The organism is Roseobacter sp. MH60115 (assembly GCF_015644665.1).
Classification (GTDB): domain Bacteria; phylum Pseudomonadota; class Alphaproteobacteria; order Rhodobacterales; family Rhodobacteraceae; genus Roseobacter.
In genome coordinates this window covers 103,770-130,108 of record NZ_JADOBQ010000004.1, presented here as the reverse complement: position 1 = coordinate 130,108, position 26,339 = coordinate 103,770, and the positions used below count along the sequence as shown (strand labels likewise).

Sequence of the window (26,339 nt, the reverse complement as noted above, 5' to 3'; positions counted from 1 at the left end):
CGCTGAAAACGCGCCCGATTTGCCGAAGAAATTCGGAAAAACATGGCAATGTGTTAACGTCGACCCTCGCGCAACCACGCGCCAATCAGCAGGGCAGAGGACAGGAGCAGCACCAGCCACCCCGGTAGCAGGTTGGTTTGCCGCACATCCCGCGTTTCAAAAGCATCCCGTGGCGTCAGGCCGATCCAGCCCCGTCCGGCGGCAGGGCGGCCAATGCGCACATTCCGCAGCCTGGGCAGACCATCTTCCAGAGCAATGGCGCCGCCACGCAGGCCCGCGATTACCGGCGCAAGGATCTCCGACGTGGCGATTGTCTGTTCAAACTCGCGAGGGGCCGCGGGGCCGAGACCGATGACCGCGTTCTGATCGCCGTTGACCAACCGGTAGAGCCCGATTTCCGGCCCTTCGAACACACCTTCAAACACACCGGGGCTTGTCTCTGTCAGGTTCAGCTCGGCGGTATTGCCCGATGGGTCGGTCAAGGTCACCGGCGGCACGTCGTCAGACAGGGTGCGCCGCTTGATCCGCATGGTCTGGCCCGTGGCCTCGGCGGTCAGCGATTCCTCTTCCAGTTCCGGCTCTTTCATCATCCAGTGGGCAAGCCGGCGCAGCAGTTCCAGCTGCGGCCCGCCGCCTTCGTATCCGCGATTCCAGAGCCACGCATGATCGGAGGCCAGCAGGGCCACGCGTCCCTCGCCCACCCGGTCGAGAATGAGCAGGGGGCGGTCATCGACGCCGGACATCACCGTGTTACCCTGCGGTTGCGCCACGTCGATCTGGCGCAGCCAGCGGCCCCAGTCGCCGCCACCGGGCAGCCCGGTCGTGACCGGGTGACGTTTGCCCAGATCGGTCACAATCGGCCGGTAGGGTTCTTCAAGCACCCGTGCGGTCGGCTGGGCTGGCAAAACCTCACCCAGGGGGGAGCGATAGATGCTGTCTGCGCCTGCAAAATCCGCGCCTGCTGCCACCAGAACCGCGCCGCCTTGCCGGATGTAGTTGGCCACATTGTCGAGGTAGAGCGCAGGCAGGATCCCACGCCGTTTGTAGCGGTCAAAGATGATCAGGTCGAAGTCATCGATCTTTTCGAGGAAGAGCTCCCGCGTTGGAAACGCGATCAGGCTGAGCTCGCTCACCGGCACGCCATCCTGCTTTTCAGGGGGGCGCAGAATGGTGAAATGCACCAGATCGACGGAGCTGTCTGATTTCAACAGGTTGCGCCAGGTGCGCCCGCCCGGGTGCGGCTCGCCCGAAACCAGCAGGACACGCAACCGGTCGCGCACGCCGTTGATCTGCACGAGCGCGGTATTGTTGCGGTCGGTCAGTTCTCCATCGGCTTCGGGTACAGTGAACTGGATGACGTTGCGCCCGCCGTGCGGCAGGGTGATCGGCAGTTCGATGTCCTGCCCCAGAGGCACCTGATAGCTTTGCGGGGTGTCCCCATCGACGGAGATTTCCAGCGGCGCCATGCCGGAGCCCTGCGGCGTGGCGCCCATATCCTCCACTCTGAGCGTCAGCGTCACCGGCTCGCCGATGATCGCAAAGGCGGGCGCGTTGCGGATCTCAAGACGGCGGTCCCAGTCGGTGGATTTCCCGGTCATCAGAAGGTGCATCGGGGCGGGCAGATCAAGCGGCAGATCGGCGTCATGCACCTGCCCGTCGCTGAAGGCGAGAATGCCTGCAACGCGCGCGCGCGGCTCTTCGGCCAGCGCGGCAGACAAGGCCGTCATCAATTCGGTTCCCGCGTCCCCTTCGCCATCCGGTACGGTGATGCGGCGGACTTCGGTATTGGGACGGGCGGCGATGCGGGTTGCCAGATCATCCGCGGCGGATTTGGCCTGCTCCGGCCGGTCCGAGAGCGTTTGGCTGGCGCTTTCGTCCTCCAGCAGCATCACGATATCGGTGAGGGGCGCGCGATCCTCGACCTGATAGGACGGGCCCGTCAGTGCTGCCAGAACAACCGCAGCGGCCAGGGCACGCAGCGCCCATCCGTTCAACCCGCGCACGGCGGCGAGCATCACGCTGATCAGGGCGATCATCCCGACCATGACCAACAGGGACCATGGGATAAGCGGGTCAAAGATGATGCTGCCCGTCATTGGCCCAACCTGTCGAGCAGCGCAGGCACGTGCACCTGATCGGATTTGTAGTTTCCGGTGAGCACATGCATCACCAGATTGACGCCGAACCGAAAGGCCAGTTCGCGCTGCCGTTCACCGGTGAAACCGCGACCGATGGGCACAAGCGGTGCGCCTGACGTGCCGACCGCCCAGGCGGACGCCCAGTCATTGCCGCCGATCACCACCGGGGTGACGCCATCGTTGAGATTGCGGAAGGGCATGCCTTCGACCTGTTCGGCATCGGGCGGCGCGGCCTCGACCCAGACATCGCGGCTGCTGTGCCGTCCGGGGAAATCCTGCAGAAGGTAGAAGGTGCGGGTCAACACGTGATCCGTCGGCAGCGGTTCCAGCGGTGGAATGTCCAGCGGGGCGGCGAGGTCTTGGAGTTTGCGTCCGTTGGGACTTGCCGCGCCGAACCGCGCCACATCCGCATCGCGCGTGTCAAACAGGATCAGGCCACCCGACCGCAGGTATTCGTTGAGCTTGCCATAGGCTTCGGCAGAGGGGCGCGGCTGATCGGGTGTGATCGGCCAATAGAGCACCGGAAAAAACGCCAGTTCATCCGTCTCCAGATCCACGCCCACCGGGGCGGCGGGTTCAACGGACGTGCGGAAGAAGAGCGTATCCGACAACCCGCGCAGGCCTGCGTCCGACATCTCGTCAATACTGCGGTTGCCCGTCAGCACGTAGGACAGCGCCAGCTCGGCGGTGGCGTTCAGCGCAAAGGCGTCCTCGTCGGCGGTTTGCGCCTGCGCGTCCTGCGGTAGCCCCAGAGGCAGTGCAGCCAGCATCGCGGCCATTGCGGCGCGGTTTACGCGGCCCAGCAACCTGCCGGACAGAGACAGCGATGCAACGACATCCGCGAGCAACAGCAGGATTGCCAGGCTCAAAAGCCACCCGGCCACGGGCTGTTCCGGCGGAACGGCAAAACCTTTCACAGGAATGCGCGCGGGCCATGCAACCGGCGTCAGGGTGCTGTCCGCCTCAATCACGTTGCGCGCCAGGTGGCGATCCCCGGAGGTGTAGATGCCCGGCTGCATGTCCGGGCCGGGCGGCGCCGTCATCAGGTCCGCGCCGGGAACGCCGGGCAGGTTGCCTGCATCGCGCAGGGTGCCGAAGCCGTCCATCACCTGTTCTGGCGTCCATGTGGTGCCCTCCAGCTGCGCAGCGTCCGGGCGCGAGGAGGAGCTGGAGATCGCCAGGCGTTCCAGCATCTGCACGAACAGGCCTGAAAGCGGCAGCGTGGACCAGTCTGCCGTTGCCGTAATGTGGAAAAGCACGATCTGCCCCTGCTCGCGGGCTTTCCGCGTCACCAGCGGGGTGCCATCGGTCAGCTCGGCGATCACGCGTTCGGCCAATGTTGGATCGGGCTGGGCCATGACCTGGCTGGTGATCTGCACATCGTCCGGAATGCTCAGCCCGAAGAAGGGAGAGGCTTCGCGAAAGGGGGCCAGCGCCTTGGGCGCGCCCCAGCTCATGGCACCGCCAACCGTGCGCCCGCCCGTGCGCAGGCGCACCGGCATCATCGGGTCCTCGTCAATGCGGCTGACGTCGCTTGCCGCCACGCGCGGCCCGGCAAAGCGGACCAGCATGCCGCCCTGATCAATCCAGGCCCCGAGGCTTTCGGTCTCGGACGGCGACAGTGTGGCCACATCCGCCAAAACGATCACATCCGGGTTGGCAGGCAGCACATCGCTGAGCGCGCCGTGGATCAGATCCGCATTCGGGGCGAGGGCCTGTTCGATATAATGCAGCGGCGACAGCAGCTCCAGACCTTCGCGGCCTTCCCGGCCCGCGATCAGGGCCACCTCGCGGCGGCGCAACCCATCGTCGGCCAGTGTCGTGGCGCCGGCGGACCTTTGTCCCTGCAGATCGAACCGGGTGATGCGCGCGCGCAGCTCTGACGGCAGCGACAGCGCGGTGGAGGTTGTGGTTTCGCCATCACCAAAGGTGGCCGTGGCCGTGGCGAGGATGCTGGCATTGCCTGCCGGATCACGTCCCTGCGCCTGCACGACAACTTCACGCTCCGGCCCCGGCGCCGCGCGAAGTGCCGTCAGCTGAACCGCACCATCCTCAAAGCCTGCTGGTGCCATGGCCACGACATTCGCCGCTGTCTGATAAACCTCAACGCTTCCCTCTGCTTCAAAGGCGGCAAGCGCCCTGTCGCGCCCCGGATAGTCGAGCCCATCGCTGAACCACAGCGTGTCAAAGCCGTCCGTCTCTGCGACAAAGGACAGGGCGAGGGCGGTCCGCGCCGCATCCGGCTGCCATGGGGCTGGCCGGAAGCCCGGCAGGCGGCTGCGCCAGACATCCGCCGTCTGGAACACGGGCGGCTGCGGGCGGGCCATGTCAAGGAAGGCAACCGTGCGCCCGGCGCGGCTGGCACGGGTCAGCTGTGCGGCAATGGCCTCTTCCTGTTCGGACCAGCGGGTTGCCCCGGCCCAGCTGCCATCCAGCACGATCAGCAAGGGCCCGGTGCCCTGCGCCTGATCTTCGTTCGGGTTCAGGACCGGTCCGGCAAGGCCCAGAATGATGGCAGCAACCGCCAGCATGCGCAGCAGCAGGAGCCACCACGGCGTCCGGTCGGATACGGTTTCATCGTCCTTGAGACCCAGCAGGAGTGCCACGCCCGGAAAACGCTGCCGAATGGGCGCAGGGGGCACGGCCCGCAGGATCAGCCAGAGGATTGGCAGGACCAGAAGCGCCAGCAAGAGCCAGGGCGCGGTGAAGCCGATGCCGCCCAGAACCGTCATCGCGTGCCCCCGGTGTCCAGCGCCCGGTAGAGCCAGAGCAAGGCCGATTGCGCCGAGGCATCCGTGTGGTGCAGCCCGTATTGCCAGCTGGTCAGCGCACAGAGCTTTTGCAGCTCCTCTTTGCGGGCGGCCAGCCGGTCCAGATAGCGATCCCTCAGATCATTTGCTTTCAGGGTTTCGTGGCGCAGGCTGCCGCCGACGCTCTCAAAGATGGTGCGCCCGCGAAAGGGAAAGGCCTCTTCCGAGGGGTCAAGCACATGCAGCAGAACGCCGCGCACACCTCGATCAGCGGCCTTGGTGAGCGCCAGTTTGACTTCTTCGACGTCGCCCATGAAATCCGAGATGAAGAGCGCCCGCGCCGACGGGATCATCGCACGGTGCTCGGGCGGGGCATAGTCTTCGGCCGCATCCGTGGTGAAGGCTTCGGCCAACCGCAGGATCTGGGTATTGCCACGCCGGGGCGGCAGGGTGGTGCCCGTCAGCCCCACGCGTTCGCCACCGCGCACCAGCAGGATCGCACAGGCCAGCCCCAAGAGCCGCGCCCGATCTGCTTTCAGGGGCAGATCATCGGTGCTGGCAAAGCGCATGGAGGCTCCTTGGTCGATCCAGAGCATGACCGATTGGGCAATCTGCCACTCGCGTTCGCGCACGAATTCCGTGTCACCCCGGGCCGAGCGGCGGTGGTCGATCAGCCGTCGGCTGTCGCCGCTTTGCGCCGGACGGTACTGCCAGAAATCATCGCCCATGCCAGCCCGCCTGCGCCCGTGGTCCCCCAGCAGCACGGCCCCCGCCAGATGTTCCGCACGTGCCAAAAGCGCCGGCAAGGTTGCCGCCTGCGTCTCGGCTGCGGCGCGCAACGTGGTCGGCTGGGTCACGTAGGGAAGGGGCGTTGCTGGGGTCACGCGGCGGCCTTCGCCCCGGCCAGCTCTGCAGCGGTTGTGTCGATGAGACCTGCGAGGCTGTCACCGCGGGCCCGTGCCGCGAAGTTCAGCGCCATCCGGTGGCTGAGCACCGGGCGCGCCATATCGAGCACATCCTCAGCGGACGGCGCCAGACGGCCCTGCAGCAGCGCGCGGGCGCGGACGGTCAGCATCAGCGCCTGTGCCGCACGAGGGCCCGGCCCCCAGGCGACGGTCTCCCGAACCTGTTGCGAGGCGCCTTCTTCCTCTGGCCGGAAGGCGCGGACCAGATCGAGGATCATCTCGACCACGCTTTCGCCGACCGGCATCCGCCGCAGCAACTGCTGCGCCTCCAGAAGCTGGACGGCTGTAAAGACCTCGGTGGATTCTTCCTCGGCATCCCCGGTGGTGGCCAGCAGGATATCGCGTTCGGTATCGCGATCCGGATAGGCCACATCGATCTGCACAAGGAAACGGTCCAGCTGCGCTTCGGGCAGCGGATAGGTGCCTTCCTGTTCAATCGGGTTCTGCGTGGCCAGCACGTGGAAAGGCACGCCCAGCGTGCGGTTTTCGCCTGCAACCGTGACTGTTTTCTCCTGCATCGCCTGCAGCAGCGCCGATTGTGTCCGGGGCGAGGCGCGGTTGATTTCATCGGCCATCAGCAACTGGCAGAAAATCGGCCCCTGAATGAAGCGGAAGGCGCGGGAGCCATCGGCCGCAGTATCCAACACCTCCGAGCCCAGAATATCCGCCGGCATCAGGTCCGGCGTGAACTGCACGCGGTTGCCATGCAGACCCATCACGGTCGACAGCGTTTCAACGAGCCGTGTCTTGCCGAGGCCCGGCAGACCGATCAGAAGTCCATGCCCGCCGCACAGCAATGCCGCAAGCGTTAGCTCCACCACGCGTTCCTGCCCGATGAAGCGCTTGGTGATTGACGCCTTGGCCTCACCCAGCCGCGTGCCAAGGGCTTCGATCTCCGCGACCATGTCTTCTGCTTCGCTCATGACAACGTGCTCCAAAGAATTATATGTTCGAATGTAACTCTAACGTGCGCATGGGAAATGGCAAAAGCAATGAGTGGACAAAAAACCGTGACACCGTCGGCAGAAAGTCTTGCGGCATCGTTAACTGCCGCAAAAACACGCGGATTGCCGCCCGTGCATCTCTGGAATCCGCCGTTTTGCGGGGATCTGGATATGCGGATCGCGCGGGACGGGACGTGGTTTTACCAGGGGACACCCATTGGCCGACCGGGATTGGTGAAACTCTTTTCATCGATTCTCAAGAAGGAAGGGGAGAAATACTTCCTCGTGACCCCGGTCGAGAAGGTTGGGATCACGGTGGATGATGCGCCTTTCGTGGCGGTGGATTTCGAGGCCAGCGGCGCGGGCGAAGATCAGGTGCTGACCTTTGAGACCCAGGTTGAGGACAGGGCAGTGGCAAGCGCGGATCTGCCCATCCGGGTGGTACGTGACCCGGAGACCGGTGAGCCATCGCCTTACATTCGCATACGCGCCGAGCTTGAAGCGCTGATCGATCGCAAGAGCTTTTATCGGCTGGTGGATCTGGGCGTGCATCACGACAATTGGTTCGGGGTGTGGTCGAAAGGCACCTTCTTCCCGATCATTCCAAGCGCGGAATTGCCGTGAGACGAAAGCGGTTTGCGGTGGCCGCAACGGCACCCTACGGTCGCGCCTGAAAGCTGACACCGGATCACCACATGAAGTTTGCTGCGAACCTGAGCGCGCTCTGGCCTGACCTGCCCTATCTCGACCGTTTCGAAGTGGCGGCGGAGGCGGGATTTGATGGGGTCGAGGTGCTTTACCCCTATGAAATGCCCGCAAAGGAGACGCAGCGCGCCCTGCTGCGCGCGGGGCTTTCGATGGTGCTGATGGCGGCACCGCCTCCAAACTACACGGGCGGTGCGCGTGGATTTGCGGCCGTGCCGGAGGCGGCGGACCGGTTCAAGTATGATCTGCGGCGGGCGATACGCTATTGCGCGGCGCTGCGCACGCCAGTGCTGCAGCTTTTGCCCGGCGTGGCCGAGGGGGATGCGGCGCGTCAGACCCTGATCCAGAACCTGCAAGCAGCGGCGGAGGCCGCACCGGAAGGTCTGCTACTCACCATCAGCCCGGCCAATGCGGACGACCTGCCCGGCTCCTTTCTGAACAGCTACGACCTCGCGGCTGAGATCCTGAACGAGGTTGATGCGCCGAATGTGGGCCTGCAGTTCGACAGCTATGAAGCGGAGGTGATGCACGGTGATCCGGTCGAGGTGCTGGAAACCCACGCCAAGCTGATCCGACAGGTGCAGGTTTCTGACGCGCCGGGTGGGTCTGCCGATCTGGAAGCGCTGTCGACGGGTCTGATGGACATCGCCTATGATGGATGGGTGGGTGTCGGTAATGATCCTATGGCGGCGCCGGAGGTGCATCGGCGCAATCTCGACAGGCTGCGCTGGTAGCGGGCGATCTGTGCGTGGCTGCACGTGTCAAACCACGGGGATATGTCTATGGTCTGGCGGCCTGCAATGGAGAAGCTGATGATCCCAGCCCGCTATCAACATGTTCTTTTTGGCCTGATCCTGTCGGGGTTGATGTCTTTCATCGTCTCGGGCATCGCCACGCTCCGCACCGTGGGCTGGATCGATGGTTTCATTGGTTTATGGATGAGCAATTGGCTGCCCAGCTGGGCGGTGGCCTTCCCCACGGTTCTGGTCGTGGCGCCCATCACCCGCCGCCTCGTGGCGCGGTTGGTCCGGCAAGACACGCAAACGCAGGTTTAAGCGCGGACGCACTGCAACTCTGTACCGCGGGTATCTGGAGTTGAGGGAGCGCCCTTACCCCCATCGAAGGGGGGCGGGCGCTGCCCGGCGGTGCCCGCCGGGCGGGACAGCGGCACCCGGTGTGGGAGGATTTCAGCCTTAGTGTGCGACGGCCCAGTTGGCACCTTGTCCTGCATCGACGCTGAGCTGCACGTCGAGCTTCACCACCGGGTCGCAGGCGGCTTCCATGATATCCCGGGCCGCTTTGATCAGGTCGTCTTCGGCGCCCTCATCCACTTCGAAGAGCAGTTCGTCATGCACCTGCAGCAGCATCTTGGCAGGCAGCTTTTCGATGGCGGCGGGCATGCGCACCATGGCGCGGCGGATCACATCTGCGGCGGTCCCCTGAATGGGCGCGTTGATCGCGGCGCGCGCGGCAAAGCCTGCATGCGGGCCCTTGGCGCCGATGTTGGGCGTGTGAATGCGCCGACCAAAGAGCGTCTGCACATAGCCGTGCTCTTTCGCGAAGGCCTTGGTGTCATCCATATAGGTGCGGATGCCGGGGAAGCGTTCGAAATAGCGGTTGATGAACTCCTGCGCCTCGCCACGCGGGATGCGCAGGTTGCGGGCCAGACCAAAGCCCGAGATGCCGTAGATCACGCCAAAGTTGATTGCCTTGGCGCGGCGGCGGATTTCGGGCGTCATCTCGTCCATGGGCACGTCGAACATTTCCGAGGCGGTCATGGCATGAATGTCATCGCCGCGCTTGAAGGCCTCCTTCAGCGCGTCGATATCGGCAATGTGCGCGAGGATGCGCAGCTCGATTTGACTGTAGTCGAGCGCCACCAGCGTTTTGCCTTCTTCGGCCACAAAGGCCTCGCGGATGCGGCGGCCTTCCTCGGTGCGGATCGGGATGTTTTGCAGGTTTGGATCGGTGGACGCTAGTCGCCCTGTTGACGCACCGGCAATGGAATAAGACGTGTGCACACGGCCCGTTTCAGCATTGATGTGATCCTGCAGCGCATCGGTGTAGGTCGATTTCAGCTTGGAAAGCTGCCGCCAGTCCAGAACGCGGGCGGGCAATTCATGCTCGGTCGCGAGGTCTTCGAGCACATCTGCGCCGGTGGCATAGGCGCCGGTCTTGCCCTTCTTCCCGCCAGGCAGGGACATCTCGTCAAAGAGAATCTCGCCCAACTGCTTGGGACTGCCGACGTTAAAGCTGCGACCTGCCAGCTCGTGGATTTCCGCTTCCAGCCCCGCCATACTCTGGCTGAAGGCGTTCGACATGCGGCTGAGCGTATCGCGGTCCACCTTGATGCCCGTCCGTTCCATCTGCGCCAGCACCGGCACCAGGGGCCGTTCGAGGGTCTCGTAAACGCGGGTGACCTGGGTGCGGTGCAGCGAGGGTTTGAACTGCTGCCAGAGCCGCAGGGTGATGTCGGCGTCCTCAGCGGCGTAAGGCACCGCATCCTCCAGCGGCACCTTGTCGAAGGTGATCGCGGATTTGCCAGAGCCCAGCAGCGGTTTGATCGGGATCGGCGTGTGGTTGAGGTAGCGGTCCGACAGCGTGTCCATGCCGTGATTGTGCAGCCCGCCATGCATGGCGTAGGACATCAGCATGGTGTCATCGATGGGGGCGACGGTGATGTCGTGGCGGGCAAAAATCTTCAGATCGTACTTCATATTCTGCCCGATCTTGAGGATCGACGGATCCTCCAGCATCGGTCTCAGCATCTCAAGCGCCTCATCCACGGGCAATTGCCCCTCGGCCAGATCATCGGAGCCGAAAAGACCGTCTCCACTGTCTTTTTTGTGAATGAGCGGCACATAGCAGGCCTGCCCCGATTCGACGCAGAGCGAAATGCCTACCAGATCGGCTGTCATCTCATTCAGCCCGGTGGTTTCCGTGTCGACGGCAACATAGCCGCGCTCGTAAATCTGGTCGATCCAGGCCTGCAGCTCCTCGGCGGTGCCCACCTTGGAATAGCCTGCACGGTCAAACGGCACCTCTTCGATCTCAGGCGCGTCCGGAGCGGAGGCCGGCGTGTCGTCGATCTCCGGCGGCTCGACATCCAGCTTCTCGGCAATGCGTTTGGTGAGTGTGCGGAATTCCATTTCCGCAAGGAACGGCATCAGCTGGTCGGGGTCCGGTGTGCGCACCTCCAGATCGTCGAGCGTGAAATCCAGCGGGGTGTTTTCGTCCAGCAGCACCAGCTTGCGGGAGAGGCGGATTTGCTCGGCGTGGTCGATCAGGGTCTGCCGGCGCTTGGGCTGTTTGATCTCTTCGGCGCGGTCCAAGAGCGCGTCGAGATCACCGTATTCGTTGATCAGCAAGGCGGCGGTCTTGACGCCGATGCCGGGTGCGCCGGGCACATTGTCGACACTGTCGCCGGCCAGCGCCTGCACGTCGACCACGCGGTCGGGGTAGACGCCGAACTTCTCAAACACCCCATCGCGGTCGATGCGCTTGTTCTTCATCGCATCGAGCATCTCGACCCCGTCGCCCACCAGCTGCATCAGGTCCTTGTCGGAACTGATGATGGTGCACCGGCCCCCCGCAGCCCGCGCCTGTACGGCGAGCGTGGCGATGATGTCATCGGCCTCAAAGCCTTCCTTCTCTTCGCAGGCGATGTTGAAGGCGACCGTGGCGCGGCGAGTCAGGGGTATCTGCGGGCGCAGGTCTTCGGGCATGGCCTCGCGGTTGGCCTTGTACTGGTCGTACATCTCGTTGCGGAAGGTATGGCTGCCCTTGTCGAAGATCACTGCCACATGGGTCGGGGCATCGTCCCCGGTGTTGGTTTCCACGTAGCGCTGCAGCATGTTGCAAAAGCCCGACACGGCCCCGATGGGCAGCCCGTCGGATTTGCGTGTCAGCGGCGGTAACGCATGGTATGCGCGAAAGATAAACGCTGATCCATCGATCAGATGCAGGTGACAGCCTTTACCGAAACCGCTAGTGCTCATTTGAATTGCCCTCTTTTATCCCGAACCGGAATGATGCCCATGCACCTTATTGCGATGTTATCCTGCATTGCTGGCACCACCGCAATGACCCTTCTGGGATCGCAGGCTACTGCCGAATGGACGGTAAGCACCGCTTGCGACGATCTGCCTGAAGGCACGGAATATTGCGTGGCTGTCGTTGCCTGTTTTAGTGACAATCAGAACATCACTTTTGTCGGTCGCGCGACGGGCGCAACCGAAGGTTCAATCTTCGGTGCAACGAACGAAGGTGTTCTTTGCCGGGGAACTTGGGTATCGGACAGAGAGCGCGGGTACGGTCGTGCGAACTTTGAGTGTGCCGACGGGCGCAAAGGGTATGCCACCTATACGTCGATTGACCTGTCGACCGGTACAACGATCGGATCGGGTGTCACAGAGGACGGTGTTCAGATCCGTGCGTGGTCCGGCAATGCGATCAAGCAGTTCATGCAGAACGGCAGCGATGACATCAATGCGCGGTTGATGTGCAATGGCGCGCCTACCCCGATCAGCTGATCAGGCCTTATCTGCAAAATCCTTGTGGATGTATTTGCAATCGCAATAGCCGCATTCGACCCAACCGGTATCCTTGGGGATCTGCAGCCATACGCGCGGATGTCCCAAGGCGCCTTCACCACCGTCACAGGCGATGCGGAAACTCTCGACGATCTTGGTTTCGGGCGGCTGCTGCATGGAAAAGGCGTCCTCTGGCTTTGCCGTGCCGTTATGGCCAAAGCCGTGGCGTGGGGCAAGCCCATCCGCACCCCCATAGGTCAATCGCGTTCAATTCGGGCCTGATAGCAGTTGTTGCGTGCAGATCGGACGTGGATGAACGCAACCTCGGGGTTGTTGAAGACATCGGCAACCTTGGCCTGAATATCCGTTGTCGCAACGACTTCGCCCGTGCCGTAGACGATATGTTCATCTGCGGAATAGCCTTTCACCAGGTAATCCGGTGATGTCGTCAGGATTGTGGGCAGATCAGCCGAATTGCCGCCGCGCGCGCAGGGCTTGGCGCACAGGAAAATCGGCCCGGTTTCGGCATAGGCATGCACCCCGTCAAAGGGGCGGTGCGCGAGAATCAGCATCTCCTCTCCCTCAGGCACGTCTCTGAGGCAGTGTCGGCAGGGGTTGCCGGCACCCGTGGAGGTTTTGCGCTGCGGTTTCTGACCGTTGATGTCCAGACCACCGTTTTGAATAGTGCGGACCATATCCGTCTCTAAGGCAATGAAATTAGGCATGTTCGGTATCCCTTTCCGCGTATTTGCTGCGACGGGTGTGCCATGAAGAGGTGGCTGCAATCGATCCGAATGATGCGCTTTCAAAAGAGACTCCAAATAGGAACAAAAGGTGAATATACTGCAGCCCTGCTATGTTTGCCGAACTCAATATCACCTCGAATTTCTCCTTCCTCAAAGGGGCGTCCCATCCTGAGGAATACATGTCACGGGCGGCTGCCTTGGGTCTGCACGCGATTGCCATTGCCGATGAAAATTCGGTGGCCGGGATCGTGCGGGCACATGCGCAGGCCCGCGACATCACGCGGCAACTGCAGGAGCGTGAGGCTTGGGACGCCGCGCATGGACCCATGGGGCCGCCTGCACCAAAAGGCCCGAGCCAGTCGGAAAACATCCTTTCTGTCCGGCCCCGATTGATCCCGGCGGCCCGACTGGTCTTTACCGACGCCTGCCCGGTGACGGTGCTGCCCGAAAGCCGGGCGGGCTGGGGTGTTCTGTGTCGTTTGCTGTCCAAGGGTCGATTGGCTGCGGAAAAAGGTGCCTGTGACCTGCAGCTTGCGGACCTTCTGAAAGGGGGGGCAGGGCTGCAGATGATCCTCTGGCCACAAACGCAAAGCTCACCGGGCGGCGCGGATGGATGGGTGCAAACTGCGCACAGGCTGACGCGCCGCTTTGCCGGAAAACTCCACCTCGGTCTCGTGCCCCAATACGATGGCCGCGATGCTGATCATTTTGCGGGCCTTACGTATCAGGCGGCAGCCCTGGGCATACCAACCCTGGCCAGCGCCGCGCCGCTGATGCACCACGGTGCCCGGCGCAAGCTGGCGGATGTCGTCACGGCCATCCGGTCCCGCTGCCGGGTGGATGCGCTTGGCCGTGACGCATTGCCCAACAGCGAGGCACGCCTGCGTTCCGAGACAGAGATGCGGCGGCTCTTTGCAGGGTTCGAAGAGGCGGTCGACCGCGCCTATGCCCTGTCACAGAACCTGAGTTTCTCGCTGGATGAGCTGCGCTACGAATACCCGTCGGAAGGCACCGAAACCGAAACCCCGTCCGAACGCCTGCGCCGTCTGGCGTATGAGGGTCTGGACTGGCGCTATCCCCAGGGCGCGCCCAAAAAGGTGCACAAACTGCTCGAACACGAGCTGACCCTGATCGCCAAGTTGAAATACGAGCCCTATTTTCTGACGGTCCGCGATATCGTTGCCTTTGCCCGGTCCCGCGACATTCTCTGTCAGGGGCGCGGGTCGGCGGCCAATTCCGTGGTCTGTTTCTGCATGGGCATCACCTCTGTCAGTCCGGAAATCGGCACGATGGTCTTTGAACGTTTCGTCTCCGAGGCGCGTGACGAGCCGCCGGATATCGACGTGGATTTCGAACATGAACGCCGCGAAGAGGTGATCCAGCATATCTATGAACGCTACGGGCGGGAACGCGCAGGCATTTGCGCGACGGTCGTGCATTACCGCGGCAAACGCGCGATCCGCGAGGTGGGCCGCGCCATGGGCCTGACCGAGGACACGATCTCGGCGCTCTCCTCCCAGCTTTGGGGGTTTTTCTCCACCAAGGGGATCGAGGCGGAACGCATGGCTGAAATCGGACTGGATGCCCGCGACCGCCGCCTGCAGCAGACGCTGGAACTGGTCTATGAAATCAACGGTTTCCCCCGGCACCTGTCCCAGCATGTCGGCGGTTTTGTGATCACCGACGGGCGGCTTGATGAGCTGGTGCCTATCGAGAACGCCACGATGGAAGGCCGCACGGTCATCTGCTGGGACAAGGACGACATCGAAGCTCTGGGCATTCTCAAGGTCGACGTGCTGAGCCTTGGCATGCTCACCTGCATCCGCAAGGCGTTTGATCTCCTGAAACTGCACCACAACGCCAGCTATACGCTGGCCACGCTGCCCCCTGAGGATTCGCGCGTCTATGACATGCTGTGCAAGGCCGACAGCATTGGCGTCTTTCAGGTCGAAAGCCGGGCACAGATGAATTTCCTGCCCCGGATGAAGCCCCGCACGTTCTACGATCTGGTGATCGAGGTGGCGATCATCCGGCCCGGTCCCATTCAGGGGGATATGGTGCATCCTTTCATCCGGCGCCGGAACAGGGAGGAAGCGGTTTCCTTCCCCTCGGACGAATTGGGCGAGGTGCTGGGCAAGACATTGGGCGTGCCGCTCTTTCAGGAGCAGGCGATGCAGATCGCCATCGTTGGCGCAGGCTTTACCCCCGATCAGGCGGACCGGCTGCGGCGCTCGCTGGCGACCTTCAAGAAACATGGCAATGTCAGCGAATTCCGGGCGCTGTTTCTGCGCGGGATGAAACGCAACGGCTATGAAGACGACTTTGCCGAGCGGTGTTTTTCCCAGATCGAAGGTTTCGGATCCTACGGGTTTCCCGAAAGCCATGCGGCCAGCTTTGCGCTGCTGGTCTACGCCTCAAGCTGGATCAAATGTCACCACCCGGGCATTTTTGCCTGTGCCTTGCTGAATGCCCAGCCCATGGGGTTCTATGCGCCCGCGCAGATCGTGCGGGATGCGCGTGAACATGGGGTAGAGGTCCGCCCCGTCTGTGTGAACGCCAGTTTCTGGGACAATACGATGGAACCTGACGGGCAGGGCAGGCTGGCGCTGCGGCTGGGGTTTCGCCAGATCAAGGGGTTGAACGAAGAGGATGCAGGCTGGCTGACCGCTGCGCGCGGAAACGGCTACCGCTCCGTGCAGGATGTCTGGCGGCGTGCGGGGCTGGCCCCGGCGCTGATCGTGCGGCTGGCCGAGGCGGATGTCTTTGCAAACATCGGGCTGGCCCGGCGTGATGCGCTTTGGGACGCCAAGGCGCTTGTCCCGGGCGCGGTCTTGCCGCTTTTCGCCAGCGATCTGGACGGCGAGGTGGTCAATGAGCCCGTAGCCCTGCTGCCTGAAATGACAGTGGGGGAAGAGGTGGTCGAGGACTATGTGGCGACACGGCTGACCCTCAAGGCACATCCGCTGGCGCTTTTGCGGGACAGGCTGACACCCGGCGCGGCGGGGATCTCAAAGGAATCCTCCACCTCTGACGGAGAAACGCGAGGCCGGTGAAGGCGGAACGCGGAGAAAGGGTTCACGCCGCCCGGCACAGCCGCTACAAAGCCGCAAAACCGCCCGAGGAGAAGAGCAGATGAGCGCACCGAAACCTGTTGTCTTATGCATTCTGGATGGATGGGGCCTGAGCGACAGACGCGAGGGGAATGCGCCGCTGCTCGCCAAGACGCCCACGATGGACCGGATCATGGCGACCTGCCCGCAGGCGACGCTGACCACCTTTGGCCCGGACGTCGGCCTGCCCAAGGGGCAGATGGGCAATTCCGAGGTGGGGCACACCAATATCGGCGCCGGACGCGTTGTGGCGATGGACCTCGGCCAGATCGATCTGGCCATTGAAGAGGGCACCTTTGCCGAAAACACCCGGATTAGGGCATTTATCACCCGGTTGCATGGCACCGGCGGGACGGCGCATCTGATGGGGGTTGTCTCGGATGGTGGGGTGCACGGTCATCTCAACCACATGATTGCTGCAGCCAAGGCGCTGGATGCGGCTGATGTGCCGGTTGTCATTCACGCGCTGACCGACGGACGCGATGTGAGCCCGAAATCTGCCGAAGCTTTCTTTGAAACTCTGCAAAATGCACTGCCGGAACGGGTCAGGATCGCCACCGTCACGGGGCGCTACTACGCCATGGACCGCGACAATCGCTGGGATCGGGTGTCAAAGGCTTTTGCCGCCATCGTGAAGGGCGAGGGGGCGGAGGCCGCTGATGCCCAGGCCGCCGTTTCGGAGGCCTACGCGCGAGGCGAGACGGATGAGTTCATCGCCCCCACCGTGCTGAATGGATATGCGGGCGCACAGAACGGCGATGCGGTCTTTTGTCTGAACTTCCGGGCCGACCGCGCGCGCGAGATCATGGCAGCCATCGGCGATCCGGGGTTTGACGCCTTTGCAACCGGGGATCGGCCGAACTGGGCCGCCCTGATGGGCATGGCGCAGTATTCCGAGGCGCATTCGGAATACATGTCGGTGATGTATCCAAAGCCGGAGATCGTGAACACCTTGGGCGATTGGGTGTCGCAGAAGGGGTTGCGGCAGTTTCGGCTGGCCGAGACGGAGAAATACCCGCATGTGACCTTCTTTCTGAATGGCGGTGAAGAAGTGTCCTTTGACGGCGAAGACCGCAAGATGCCGAAATCCCCGGATGTGGCGACCTATGATCTGCAGCCCGAGATGTCGGCAGGCGAGGTCACGGCCAGCCTGGTGGGCGCCATTGAGGACGGGTATGACCTGATCGTCGTGAACTACGCTAACCCCGATATGGTGGGGCACACAGGCGATCTTGATGCAGCCATCAAGGCCTGCGAGGCGGTGGATCAGGGGCTGGGTCAGGCCGTCGCGGCGTTGGAGCGGGTGGGTGGTGCGATGATCGTCACCGCCGATCACGGCAATTGTGACATGATGATTGATCCTGAAACCGGTGGCCCGCACACGGCGCATACGCTGAACCCCGTGCCCGTTGCGGTGGTCGGTGCGCCTGCGGGCGCCAAGCTGACCGAGGGGCGGTTGGCCGACCTTGCGCCGACGGTGCTGCACCTGATGGGCATCGCGCCGCCGCCAGAAATGACAGGCCGTTGTTTGCTGACATGAAATGGGCCGCGTTGATCGTTGCACTTTGTCTGCCCGCCGCGGGGTTCGCGCAGCAGGACAATGCCGACCGGGCCCGTGCGGCGATGGCCCTGTTGCAGGACGCATCGGCGCAGCTGGAGGCGGCGGAGTCCGCGCGTGACCGTGTCCGCGCGCTCACGCAGACGATCCAGGCCTTCGAAGACGGGCTGGGGGCCCTGCGCAGCGGCTTGCGTCAGGCCGCCGTCCGCGAGGCGCGGCTGACCGCGCAATTGCAGGCCCGGAACGAAGAAATTGCCACCTTGCTTGCCGTCCTGCAGCGGATCGGCGCGCAACAATCCCCGGTCGCGTTTCTGCATCCCGGCGGGCCGACGGGCACGGCGCGCTCGGGCATGTTGCTGGCGGAGATGACACCTGCGCTGCATGCCCGCGCAAGTGATCTGCGCCGCGATCTGGAAGATCTGCAAATCCTGCGCGCCATACAGACGGATGCCGCCGGAGAGCTGTCCAAAGGGCTCAACGAGGTTCAAGCCGCCCGTACCGCGCTCAACCAGGCGATTGCCGAACGCACCGACCTGCCCAAAAGGTTCACCCAGGATCCGGTGCGCGAAGCGATCCTGATCGCCTCGGCAGAGACGCTGGCGGGTTTCGCCAACGGGCTGGCGCGGGTGGTGGAGGATGAAAGACAGGCCGCACCGGTCACACTGTCCGGTGAGAAAGGCGACCTGCCCCTGCCGGTTCAGGGCATCGTGCTGCATGGTGCAGGCCAGGCCGATGCCGCCGGGATCACCCGCCCGGGGATCATCCTGGCTACCCGTCCGCAGGCGATCGTGACCAGCCCGGTCGCGGCCACGATCCGCTATACCGGACCGCTCCTGGATCTCGGGCAGGTGGTGATTCTCGAACCGCAGGCGGAGGTGCTTTTTGTGCTGGCCGGTTTGGATGTTGTTTACGGTACTGCCGGAGAGGTCATTGACGCAGGGGCTCCTTTGGGGCTTATGGGCGACGCTGCGGCGAAAATCCGGGGCCAATTGTCAACAGATGGTGATGACACTGGCGCAGAGCGATCAGAAACGCTCTATATAGAGGTAAGACATCAGAACGCAGCCGAGGACCCGAGCCTCTGGTTCCGAACCGATAAGGATGGATAGAGAAAAATGAAAAAGTTTGCCATGGCAGCAGTGGGCGGCACGCTCGCAGGCATCATCGCAACGACGCAGGTTGTGGGTCCTCTGTTGGCGCAGGAGACAGCAAAATCCGGCAATGTCTATGAACAGCTGGACCTCTTCGGAGACATCTTTGAGCGCATCCGCGCGCAATATGTCGAGGAGGTCGAGGCCGGTGAGCTGATCGAAGCGGCCATTGACGGGATGCTGACCTCGCTCGATCCGCACTCCAGCTATCTGTCGCCCGATGACGCCTCAGCCATGCGCGTCCAGACACGTGGTGAATTTGGCGGTCTGGGCATCGAGGTCACGCAGGAAGAAGGCTTTGTCAAAGTCGTCTCCCCCATTGATGGGACGCCTGCCGATGAGGCCGGTGTCGAAGCGGGCGATTTCATCACCCACGTGGATGGCGATTCCGTGCTGGGCCTGACGCTGGATGAGGCCGTCGAGATGATGCGCGGCCCCGTGGGGTCGGAAATTCTGATCACCATCGTGCGCGAAGGCGAGACCGAGCCCTTCGATGTGTCGATCATCCGCGACACAATCAAGCTGACGGCGGTGCGCACCCGGACGCAGGGCGACACGGTTGTCTTGCGGGTGACGACCTTCAACGACCAGACCTACACGAACCTCGAAGCGGGCCTGAAAGAACAGATCGAAGAGGCCGGTGGGATCGACAAGATCAACGGGATCGTCGTGGATTTGCGCAACAACCCCGGTGGCCTGCTGACGCAGGCGATCCGCGTGTCGGACGCCTTCCTTGAAGGCGGCGAAATCGTCAGCACGCGCGGTCGCGAGGTTCAGGACGGCGAGCGGTATAATGCCACGGCGGGTGATCTTGCCGAGGGCAAACCGATTGTCGTGCTGATCAACGGCGGGTCCGCGTCGGCCTCGGAAATCGTGGCGGGCGCCTTGCAGGATCACCGCCGCGCCATCGTCGTGGGCACCAAGAGCTTCGGCAAAGGGTCCGTGCAGACCGTTATGCCGCTGCGGGGGGACGGGGCCATGCGCCTCACAACCGCGCGGTATTACACGCCGTCCGGCCGCTCCATCCAGGCTCTGGGCGTGTCGCCGGATATTGTTGTCGAACAGCCCCGCAACCGGCCTGACGAGGAAGAGGACGAGGATACGCCTCGCAGCCTGCGCTCCGAAGCCGATCTGCGCGGTAGCCTGAACAATGACAGCCTGTCCGACGACCAGATCAAGCAGATCGAGGCGGATCGCGCAAAAGCGGATGCGGCGGCGGCCCTGCGGGAAGAGGATTATCAGCTGGCCTATGCCATCGACATTCTCAAGGGCCTCAGCGCGCTGGTGCCTGTCGAGTAATCCGCACATCGCATTGCACTCAAAAAGCCCCGCCGGTTCGACTGGCGGGGCTTTTTCTTAGGCGGTCTCGACGCAATGCCGCCGGAAGGCACGTTTGAGCATATCCAGCTCCGCGCGCAGCAGATCGACCTCCGCGCGCAAGTCATCCCCCAGTGCCTCGCCGGCAATCAGCGTGAAACTGTCGAGCCGGGCACCGGTTTCGGTGTCGGTGATCAGAATGGTCTGAACCCCATCGGCAATCGCCTCCACGGGCACCGGAATGTGCAACAGCCAGCTGCCGGCCTCCGCGGCTGCTGTCAGGGTGACGTCGGGCAGCGGATTTTCCAGGTGTGTCACACTCACGGCAGGTGGCGTATCGCCGGAACCGGTGACGATACCTTCCCAGGTGCCGCCGTGCAATCTTGTCTTGATGACAACCAGCTCAGTCATCTGTTCCGCTCCTAGACTTGCGCGCGCTGGCGGCGTGAAAAGGTCAGATCGCGCAGCGTGACCTGATTCATTTCCGGCCCTTCGAAAATGAAATCGACCCAGGCTTTTTCGATGCGATTTTCGTTCAGAGTGCAGTAGGCGAGGTCAAATTCCACTTCCACGTCCTTGCCGGTCACCTGTACCTCCCGCACGAGCTGTTCGGTGTTCGGGCCATGGCGAATGTTGAGGCGCACAAAAATCTCGATGGGTTTTTCCATTTCGATGATGCTGCTGACGCGCAGGATATGTGTACGTTTGAGGCCATCGACGGCTCCGCCGGGCAGATCGACGACTGCCGACAGGAAGGAGCCGTCAAACCGAAAGACGTCAATGCGCAGGCAGTAGGGCGCCAGATCTTCCTGCCGCGTGTTGCGAACCTGCCGCAGCGTGATCTCGGAGCGGTCACAATCGTGAAAGAGCGTCACCTCATCGCCCAGCATCGATTTGTTCTGCACCGAGGAGAGGCCGGGTATCGGCAACGGACCGCGCCACAGTTCGGGCCGCCAGGCCCAATCGGCGTTATGCGGTTTGGGAAAGCTGTTGGACCCGACAACCGGTAGGGCCAGCCTTTCCTCTGCGGTGTGGATCAGGCGATCCAGATGGGCGCGGAGCAGGCGGGCGCGGGTACGTTGCTTGCGCAGAATGCTCAGTTTCGCGGTACGGGCCTGGCGGGCCGACAGCGCCCAGCCTTGCAAAGCGCGCCGATAGATCGCCGTGTTCCAAAAGGTGTCTCCGCCCTTGCCCATCGGTCTGCGATTTGCCCCTATTGCCTCTGACCGCCCTTATCTAACGAAAGGGTTGCGCGAGTATAAACCACGAAATCGGGACGATGCGTGGATTTTTTGGAGACAGTTGCGCCCGGATCAGAACCGACCCCTTGCGCCTGCCAGAGGCGCAAGGATCAGGGGGATCACAGCGCCATGTAGTCGTGGCCTTCTTCCTTGGCGCCGGGGTGCGTCACCGCGCCCAGGTAGGTTGGCCCAACCAGTTTGGCGTATTTCCACAGGGCGCCCGCGCCGTAGATGGTCTCGCGGGGGCCTGTCCACTGCGCCTTGCGCTCGGCCATTTCGTCGTCGGACACATCCACCGAAATGGTGCCTTCGATGGCGTTCAGGGTGATTACATCGCCGTTTTTCAGCAGGGCGATGGGGCCGCCATGGGCCGCTTCGGGACCAACGTGACCCACGCAGAAGCCGCGCGTGGCGCCAGAAAACCGGCCATCGGTGATCAGTGCTACCTTCTTGCCCATGCCCTGACCGGAGAGCGCCGCCGTGGTTGCCAGCATTTCACGCATGCCGGGGCCGCCGGAGGGGCCTTCGTTGCGGATCACGAAGACGTCGCCTTCCTCATAGGTGCGGTTCTGCACGGCCTCGAAGGCATCCTGTTCGCATTCAAAAACGCGCGCAGGCCCGTTGAAGAGCAGGTGCTGCGGCTCCATACCCGCGATTTTCACGATGGCGCCTTCGGGGGCAAGGTTGCCCTTGAGGCCCACGACACCGCCGGTTTTCGACAGTGGCATCTCCACCGGGTAGATCACCCGGCCGTCCGCTTCCAGCGTGACCTTGTCGATTTCCTCGCCGATGGAATAGCCGGTGGCGGTGATGCAATCCTCGTGGATCAGGCCCGCCTTGCGCAGCTCTTTCATCACAACCGGCACACCGCCTGCTTCATAAAGGTCCTTGGCCACATATTGGCCGCCGGGCTTCAGATCGACAAAATACGGCGTGTCGCGGAAAATCTCGCAGACGTCTTCGAGGAAGAAGTCGATGCCGGCCTCATGCGCCATCGCGGGCAGGTGCAGACCTGCGTTGGTCGACCCGCCGGTGCAGGCCACGATGCGCGCGGCGTTTTCCAGTGATTTGCGGGTCACGATGTCCCGCGCGCGGATGTTCTTTTCGATCAGGTTCATGACCGCCGCACCGGAGGCTTCGGCATAGGCATCGCGGCTCTCGTAGGGGGCGGGGGCCCCGGCGGAGTTCGGCAGCGCAAGGCCAATGGCCTCTGACACGCAGGCCATCGTATTGGCAGTGAACTGCCCGCCGCAGGCCCCGGCAGAGGGGCAGGCCACGCGTTCCAGCACCTCAAGTTCGGCCTCGGTGAGGCTGCCGCTTTGCTGGCGACCGACGGCTTCGAACATGTCCTGAACGGTCAGATCGCGATTGGCAAAATCTTCGGGAACGGCGGCCCCTGTGGGCGCACGGCCCGGCAGGATCGACCCGCCATAGAGGAAGACAGACGGCACGTTCAGACGGATCATCGCCATCATCATGCCCGGCAGCGATTTGTCGCAGCCCGCCAGACCCACGATGGCGTCATAGCAATGCCCGCGCATGGTCAGCTCTACCGTGTCGGCAATCGCCTCGCGGGACGCGAGCGAGGAGCGCATGCCTTCATGCCCCATGGCAATCCCGTCGGTGACGGTGATGGTGGTGAACTCACGCGGCGTGCCGCTTTCGCGTTTCACGCCCATTTTCACGGCCTGCGCCTGACGGTTCAGCGCGATGTTACAGGGGGCGGCCTCGTTCCAGCAGGTCGCGACCCCGACCAGCGGTTGGTGAATTTCCTCATCCGTCATTCCCATGGCGTAGTAGTAGGACCGGTGCGGCGCGCGCGCGGGCCCTTCGGTCACGTGGCGGCTTGGCAGTCTTGATTTGTCAAAACGCTGGCTGGTCATGGGCGGTCTCCCCTTCAAAAAACTCCCGTCCCGAATAGCCAACCCCCCGATGCCCTGCAAGGCACAAGCGTTCAGATATGCACAAGCCTTGATCATCCCAGCGCTTGTATTGCCAAAACCGGAGCCCTAAGTTGCATGAACAGCAACGTTTTTGCGCGTCCCCACCCGTTGCGACGGCGCCGTCAGCCCAATACCGAAAGCCATTGCATGGAATCCTCACTCTTTGCGTTCATTTGGAAGTTTTCCAAACGAGAGCAGCTCTTTTTGCTGTTCTTCACGCTTTTTACCTTTCCCTTTCTCTACGCCACGCTGGAATTGCCCAAGCGGATCATCAATGACGCCATCGGTGCGGCCAGCGATACGGTCACCGTGTTCGGGATCAGCATGACGCAGACCCAGTTCCTGATGGCGCTGTGCTTTGCCTATCTTGGTGCCGTGCTGGTGCACGGGCTGCTGAAAATGCGGCTGAACACCATGAAGGGCGTGCTGGCGGAGCGGATGCTGCGGCGGTTCCGCTACAGGCTGATCAACCGGATGATGCGGTTTCCGCGCGCCTATTTTCGCAAGACCTCGCAGGGTGAACTGGTGTCCATGGTGACATCGGAGGCCGAACCCATGGGCGGTCTGATGGGGGACGCCGTGGCGCAGCCGGTGTTTCAGGCCGGGCAGATGCTGATCATCGTGATCTTCCTCTTTGCGCAGAGCGTGTGGTTCGGCCTGGCCGGTGTGGCGCTGATCCCGCTGCAAGCCTGGCTCATCCCGATGCTGCAGCGCCAGATCAACCAGCTGAACAAGAAGCGCATTGTCGAAGTGCGCAGCTTCTCCTCCGAGATCGGCGAGACAGCGGCAGGCATCGGTGATCTGCGCACCAACGGCGGGCTGCGGTATCGTCTGGCGACTTTCACGGAACGGCTGGGACGGCTTTTCGAGATCCGCTTCCAGATCTATCAGAAAAAATTCTTCATGAAGTTTCTCAACAACTTCATCACCCAGCTGACGCCGTTTTTCTTTTATTCCGCCGGGGGCTATCTGGCGATCCGTGGCGACATCACCGTAGGCGCGCTGGTGGCTGCCCTCGCGGCCTACAAGGACCTGTCCAGCCCGTGGAAAGAGTTGCTGACCTACTACAATCAGGTGCAGGACATGTCCCTGCGCTGGGAAATCGTGACCGAGCGTTTTGCGCCCAAGGACATGATCGACGAGTCGCTCTTTGAAGGTGAGCCCAAGGAGGTGCCCCGGCTTGATGGCGTGATTTCGGTCAAGAACCTGACCGTGCGCAATTCCGACGGGAACGCGGTTCTTGAAAACATCGATCTTGAAATTCCGGCGGGTGCGCGCGTTGCCATTCAGTCGACCAGCCAGGTCGAGCGGACGGCGCTGGCGGAGGTGCTGACCCGCGAGATCATGCCCACCCGCGGCAGTGTGACGGTGGCCGGGCACGAGCTGTCGCAACTGCATCAGGCGGTGATTGCCGCCCGTATTGGGTACGCGCATTCACGTCCCTATCTCTTTGACGGCTCGCTGGGGGACAACCTGCTGATGCCGCTGCGGTCCAGCCCCAAGACCGTGTTGTGGGACCCTGATCGCAAGGACAGGACCGGCATCGAGGCAAAGCGGTCGGGCAACAGCCTCGACAGCACAAAGGCCGACTGGCTCGACCCCGGTCTTGCCGGTCTCAACAGTGCCGAAGAAATCCGCGGCTGGTGGTTCCAACTGGTCGAGGCCATGGGCGTTGACGAGTTCATGTTTCGCCGCATGCTGAATTCGCGCATGGATCCTGAATTGCACACGCAATTGGCGGCCTCCATCGTGGCCATGCGCGAAGAGGTCTATCAGAAACTCGTGGAACGCGGTCTCGACGGCTTTGTGAACCGGTTCCACCCGGAGGAATTCAACCCGTCTATCCCGCTGGGCGGCAACCTGATGTTTGCCTCCCCCAAACGCGATATCTCGCAGCAGGGTCTTGCGGCAGAGCGGGATTTTCTGGCGCTGATCTCCGAAATAGGCCTTGCAGAGCAGGGGATCGCGATCTCGCAGACACTGATCGAGACGCTGCACCAGACCTTTGGCATGGATGGCACCAGCCACCCGCTTTTCACCGCTTTGGGCATCGAGGAAGAGCTTTACGAGCGACTGGTCGACATCGCGACACGGCGGCAGGAAAAAGGCGACCAGGCGCTGACCGAAGAAGAATTTGCGCTGCTGCTGACCGTGCCCTTTGCCTTTACCGCAGAACAGATCGGGCCCGGCTTTCCCGAAAGCTTCAAACAGGAGATCCTCGAAATCCGCCGCAACAAGAGCGACGAGATGCGCGAGCGCACGCGCGGTCTTTTTGTACCGGTCGCCCCGGAAAACTACCTGCCCCGGCTGACGCTGCTGGAAAACGCGCTTTATGGCCGGATTTCCGCCATCGCCGGTGTGCAGGGCGAGTTGATCGAGGATTTGGTGGCCGAAGTGCTGTCGGAACATGGGCTGAAACGCTCCGTGGCAGAGACGATACTGGACATCAAGACCGGCCTGGGCGGCACCAATCTGGCCAGCATTTTCCAGGAGCGCGCCGCCTTCAGCCGGGCCGGGATCAAACGTCCGGATATCCTGATCCTCGACACGGTGCTGGCGAGCCACGATGCCGAAAGCCGCAAACGCACCCGCGCCAAGCTGCAGGATCTGCTGCCCGACACCACGATGATCTTCCTGGAGGACAAATTTGAGAACCCGACGGCCTATGACATGTTCGTCGAGCTCAAGAATGGTCGGATCGATGGGGTAGAGCATACCGATTTGAACGAGAACGAAGACAGCGGATCGGATGATTTGCGCCGCAAGATACGGGTGATTTCGCGCACGGATCTCTTTGGCAAACTGGATTCGCGCAGCCAGCGGCTGCTGGCGTTCTCCGCCCAGTGGTATACGGCGGAGAAGGGCCAGCGCATCTTTGGCATGGGTGAGCGGCCGGATGCGGCCTACCTGTGCCTGTCCGGTAGTGCGATGATGGGGTACCGCGACGACGACGAAAACTGGCACGATGTGACGGCTGTTGGCCCGGGTCGGCTGATCGGGGACCTTGCGGTCATTCTGGACGAGCCGCGCCAGCTTGACCTTGTGGCGATCGAGAAAACGAAATTCCTGCGCATCGGCGCAGAAGAATTCCGGTCCGTGATCGAGACGGACCCGAACGTCCTGATGATCCTCTTGCGCACGGTCGCCGGGCATCTGACCGGTGCGGCGGAACTCTTGCGTGAGGCGCGGGTGGAGATCCCGCAGGACACGCCGGAAGACGCGAAAACGGACGCCTAGGG

General features: G+C 62.8%; 19 protein-coding genes. 9 read left to right on the top strand and 10 right to left on the bottom strand.

The window, feature by feature from the left end:
* Positions 1 to 53: 53 nt before the first annotated feature.
* The 4 genes from ISX84_RS13675 to ISX84_RS13660 are packed head-to-tail and all read right to left on the bottom strand — an operon-like array spanning position 54 to position 6,776.
* Positions 54 to 2,096, bottom strand: coding sequence for a glutamine amidotransferase (locus ISX84_RS13675; RefSeq protein ID WP_195820939.1), 2,043 nt, complete (start codon positions 2,094 to 2,096; stop codon positions 54 to 56).
* Positions 2,093 to 4,870, bottom strand: a complete 2,778-nt coding sequence (locus ISX84_RS13670; RefSeq protein ID WP_195820938.1) for a DUF4159 domain-containing protein — start codon at positions 4,868 to 4,870, stop codon at positions 2,093 to 2,095. Before ISX84_RS13670 ends, ISX84_RS13675 begins: the two co-directional genes overlap by 4 nt.
* Complete coding sequence (locus ISX84_RS13665) at positions 4,867 to 5,745, bottom strand: DUF58 domain-containing protein (RefSeq protein WP_195821311.1); 879 nt, start codon at positions 5,743 to 5,745, stop codon at positions 4,867 to 4,869. Before ISX84_RS13665 ends, ISX84_RS13670 begins: the two co-directional genes overlap by 4 nt.
* Positions 5,746 to 5,768: 23 nt before the next feature.
* The gene (locus ISX84_RS13660; protein ID WP_195820937.1) at positions 5,769 to 6,776 is read right to left on the bottom strand and encodes an AAA family ATPase; all 1,008 of its coding nucleotides are present in this window, start codon (positions 6,774 to 6,776) and stop codon (positions 5,769 to 5,771) included.
* A 69-nt stretch (positions 6,777 to 6,845) separates the two neighbouring features.
* Between ISX84_RS13660 and ISX84_RS13655 the strand changes: the two genes are divergently transcribed.
* From ISX84_RS13655 to ISX84_RS13645, 3 genes are all read left to right on the top strand, one after another.
* Positions 6,846 to 7,421 (top strand): DUF1285 domain-containing protein, encoded by a 576-nt coding sequence (locus tag ISX84_RS13655; RefSeq protein ID WP_195820936.1) that lies wholly within the window; start codon positions 6,846 to 6,848, stop codon positions 7,419 to 7,421.
* Between the two features lie 71 nt (positions 7,422 to 7,492).
* Complete coding sequence (locus ISX84_RS13650; RefSeq protein WP_195820935.1) at positions 7,493 to 8,236, top strand: hydroxypyruvate isomerase family protein; 744 nt, start codon at positions 7,493 to 7,495, stop codon at positions 8,234 to 8,236.
* Between the two features lie 78 nt (positions 8,237 to 8,314).
* Positions 8,315 to 8,557, top strand: coding sequence for a DUF2798 domain-containing protein (locus ISX84_RS13645; RefSeq protein ID WP_195820934.1), 243 nt, complete (start codon positions 8,315 to 8,317; stop codon positions 8,555 to 8,557).
* A 138-nt stretch (positions 8,558 to 8,695) separates the two neighbouring features.
* Here the strand turns inward: ISX84_RS13645 and polA are convergent, their stop codons facing one another.
* Positions 8,696 to 11,500: a DNA polymerase I gene (gene polA / locus ISX84_RS13640; RefSeq protein ID WP_195820933.1), complete on the bottom strand. Its 2,805-nt coding sequence runs from the start codon at positions 11,498 to 11,500 to the stop codon at positions 8,696 to 8,698.
* Here polA and ISX84_RS13635 point away from each other — a divergent pair.
* Positions 11,462 to 12,034, top strand: a complete 573-nt coding sequence (locus ISX84_RS13635; RefSeq protein WP_195820932.1) for a hypothetical protein — start codon at positions 11,462 to 11,464, stop codon at positions 12,032 to 12,034. The two genes, polA and ISX84_RS13635, sit on opposite strands and share 39 nt — an antisense overlap.
* On the opposite strand, the gene ISX84_RS13630 is transcribed toward ISX84_RS13635, so the two are convergent.
* On the bottom strand, positions 12,035 to 12,211 hold the full coding sequence (locus tag ISX84_RS13630; protein WP_195821310.1) for a zinc-finger domain-containing protein: 177 nt from the start codon (positions 12,209 to 12,211) through the stop codon (positions 12,035 to 12,037).
* A gap of 80 nt (positions 12,212 to 12,291) precedes the next feature.
* Positions 12,292 to 12,759: a DUF1203 domain-containing protein gene (locus tag ISX84_RS13625; protein WP_195820931.1), complete on the bottom strand. Its 468-nt coding sequence runs from the start codon at positions 12,757 to 12,759 to the stop codon at positions 12,292 to 12,294.
* A gap of 131 nt (positions 12,760 to 12,890) precedes the next feature.
* On the opposite strand from ISX84_RS13625, the gene ISX84_RS13620 reads away from it, so the two are divergent.
* From ISX84_RS13620 to ISX84_RS13605, 4 genes are all read left to right on the top strand, one after another.
* Positions 12,891 to 15,833 (top strand): error-prone DNA polymerase, encoded by a 2,943-nt coding sequence (locus tag ISX84_RS13620; protein WP_195820930.1) that lies wholly within the window; start codon positions 12,891 to 12,893, stop codon positions 15,831 to 15,833.
* Between the two features lie 79 nt (positions 15,834 to 15,912).
* On the top strand, positions 15,913 to 17,430 hold the full coding sequence (gpmI, locus tag ISX84_RS13615; protein WP_195820929.1) for a 2,3-bisphosphoglycerate-independent phosphoglycerate mutase: 1,518 nt from the start codon (positions 15,913 to 15,915) through the stop codon (positions 17,428 to 17,430).
* Positions 17,427 to 18,557, top strand: a complete 1,131-nt coding sequence (locus tag ISX84_RS13610; RefSeq protein ID WP_195821309.1) for a murein hydrolase activator EnvC family protein — start codon at positions 17,427 to 17,429, stop codon at positions 18,555 to 18,557. Before gpmI ends, ISX84_RS13610 begins: the two co-directional genes overlap by 4 nt.
* Positions 18,558 to 18,563: 6 nt before the next feature.
* Entirely contained in the window at positions 18,564 to 19,898 is a 1,335-nt protein-coding gene (locus ISX84_RS13605) for a S41 family peptidase (RefSeq protein WP_195820928.1), read from the top strand.
* Between the two features lie 57 nt (positions 19,899 to 19,955).
* Here the strand turns inward: ISX84_RS13605 and ISX84_RS13600 are convergent, their stop codons facing one another.
* From ISX84_RS13600 to ilvD, 3 genes are all read right to left on the bottom strand, one after another.
* Entirely contained in the window at positions 19,956 to 20,327 is a 372-nt protein-coding gene (locus ISX84_RS13600) for a hypothetical protein (RefSeq protein WP_195820927.1), read from the bottom strand.
* An 11-nt stretch (positions 20,328 to 20,338) separates the two neighbouring features.
* Positions 20,339 to 21,112 (bottom strand): DUF6478 family protein, encoded by a 774-nt coding sequence (locus tag ISX84_RS13595; RefSeq protein WP_195820926.1) that lies wholly within the window; start codon positions 21,110 to 21,112, stop codon positions 20,339 to 20,341.
* Between the two features lie 164 nt (positions 21,113 to 21,276).
* Complete coding sequence (gene ilvD / locus ISX84_RS13590) at positions 21,277 to 23,040, bottom strand: dihydroxy-acid dehydratase (RefSeq protein ID WP_195820925.1); 1,764 nt, start codon at positions 23,038 to 23,040, stop codon at positions 21,277 to 21,279.
* Between the two features lie 207 nt (positions 23,041 to 23,247).
* Between ilvD and ISX84_RS13585 the strand changes: the two genes are divergently transcribed.
* A complete protein-coding gene (locus ISX84_RS13585) occupies positions 23,248 to 26,337 on the top strand; it encodes an ABC transporter transmembrane domain-containing protein (RefSeq protein WP_195821308.1) in 3,090 nt (1,029 codons plus the stop codon).
* Positions 26,338 to 26,339: the final 2 nt, after the last annotated feature.

Excerpts from the sequence above, each read along its gene's own strand:
- ISX84_RS13630 (WP_195821310.1), bottom strand. The coding sequence starts at position 12,211 with ATGCAGCAGCCGCCCGAAACCAAGATCGTCGAGAGTTTCCGCATCGCC.
- ISX84_RS13620 (WP_195820930.1), top strand. The coding sequence starts at position 12,891 with ATGTTTGCCGAACTCAATATCACCTCGAATTTCTCCTTCCTCAAAGGG.
- ISX84_RS13600 (WP_195820927.1), bottom strand. The coding sequence starts at position 20,327 with ATGACTGAGCTGGTTGTCATCAAGACAAGATTGCACGGCGGCACCTGG.
- ISX84_RS13625 (WP_195820931.1), bottom strand. The coding sequence starts at position 12,759 with ATGCCTAATTTCATTGCCTTAGAGACGGATATGGTCCGCACTATTCAA.
- ISX84_RS13650 (WP_195820935.1), top strand. The coding sequence starts at position 7,493 with ATGAAGTTTGCTGCGAACCTGAGCGCGCTCTGGCCTGACCTGCCCTAT.
- ISX84_RS13645 (WP_195820934.1), top strand. The coding sequence starts at position 8,315 with ATGATCCCAGCCCGCTATCAACATGTTCTTTTTGGCCTGATCCTGTCG.
- polA (WP_195820933.1), bottom strand. The coding sequence starts at position 11,500 with ATGAGCACTAGCGGTTTCGGTAAAGGCTGTCACCTGCATCTGATCGAT.
- ISX84_RS13610 (WP_195821309.1), top strand. The coding sequence starts at position 17,427 with ATGAAATGGGCCGCGTTGATCGTTGCACTTTGTCTGCCCGCCGCGGGG.
- ISX84_RS13660 (WP_195820937.1), bottom strand. The coding sequence starts at position 6,776 with ATGAGCGAAGCAGAAGACATGGTCGCGGAGATCGAAGCCCTTGGCACG.
- ISX84_RS13605 (WP_195820928.1), top strand. The coding sequence starts at position 18,564 with ATGAAAAAGTTTGCCATGGCAGCAGTGGGCGGCACGCTCGCAGGCATC.
- ilvD (WP_195820925.1), bottom strand. The coding sequence starts at position 23,040 with ATGACCAGCCAGCGTTTTGACAAATCAAGACTGCCAAGCCGCCACGTG.
- ISX84_RS13585 (WP_195821308.1), top strand. The coding sequence starts at position 23,248 with ATGGAATCCTCACTCTTTGCGTTCATTTGGAAGTTTTCCAAACGAGAG.
- gpmI (WP_195820929.1), top strand. The coding sequence starts at position 15,913 with ATGAGCGCACCGAAACCTGTTGTCTTATGCATTCTGGATGGATGGGGC.
- ISX84_RS13675 (WP_195820939.1), bottom strand. The coding sequence starts at position 2,096 with ATGACGGGCAGCATCATCTTTGACCCGCTTATCCCATGGTCCCTGTTG.
- ISX84_RS13655 (WP_195820936.1), top strand. The coding sequence starts at position 6,846 with ATGAGTGGACAAAAAACCGTGACACCGTCGGCAGAAAGTCTTGCGGCA.
- ISX84_RS13635 (WP_195820932.1), top strand. The coding sequence starts at position 11,462 with ATGCAGGTGACAGCCTTTACCGAAACCGCTAGTGCTCATTTGAATTGC.
- ISX84_RS13670 (WP_195820938.1), bottom strand. The coding sequence starts at position 4,870 with ATGACGGTTCTGGGCGGCATCGGCTTCACCGCGCCCTGGCTCTTGCTG.
- ISX84_RS13595 (WP_195820926.1), bottom strand. The coding sequence starts at position 21,112 with ATGGGCAAGGGCGGAGACACCTTTTGGAACACGGCGATCTATCGGCGC.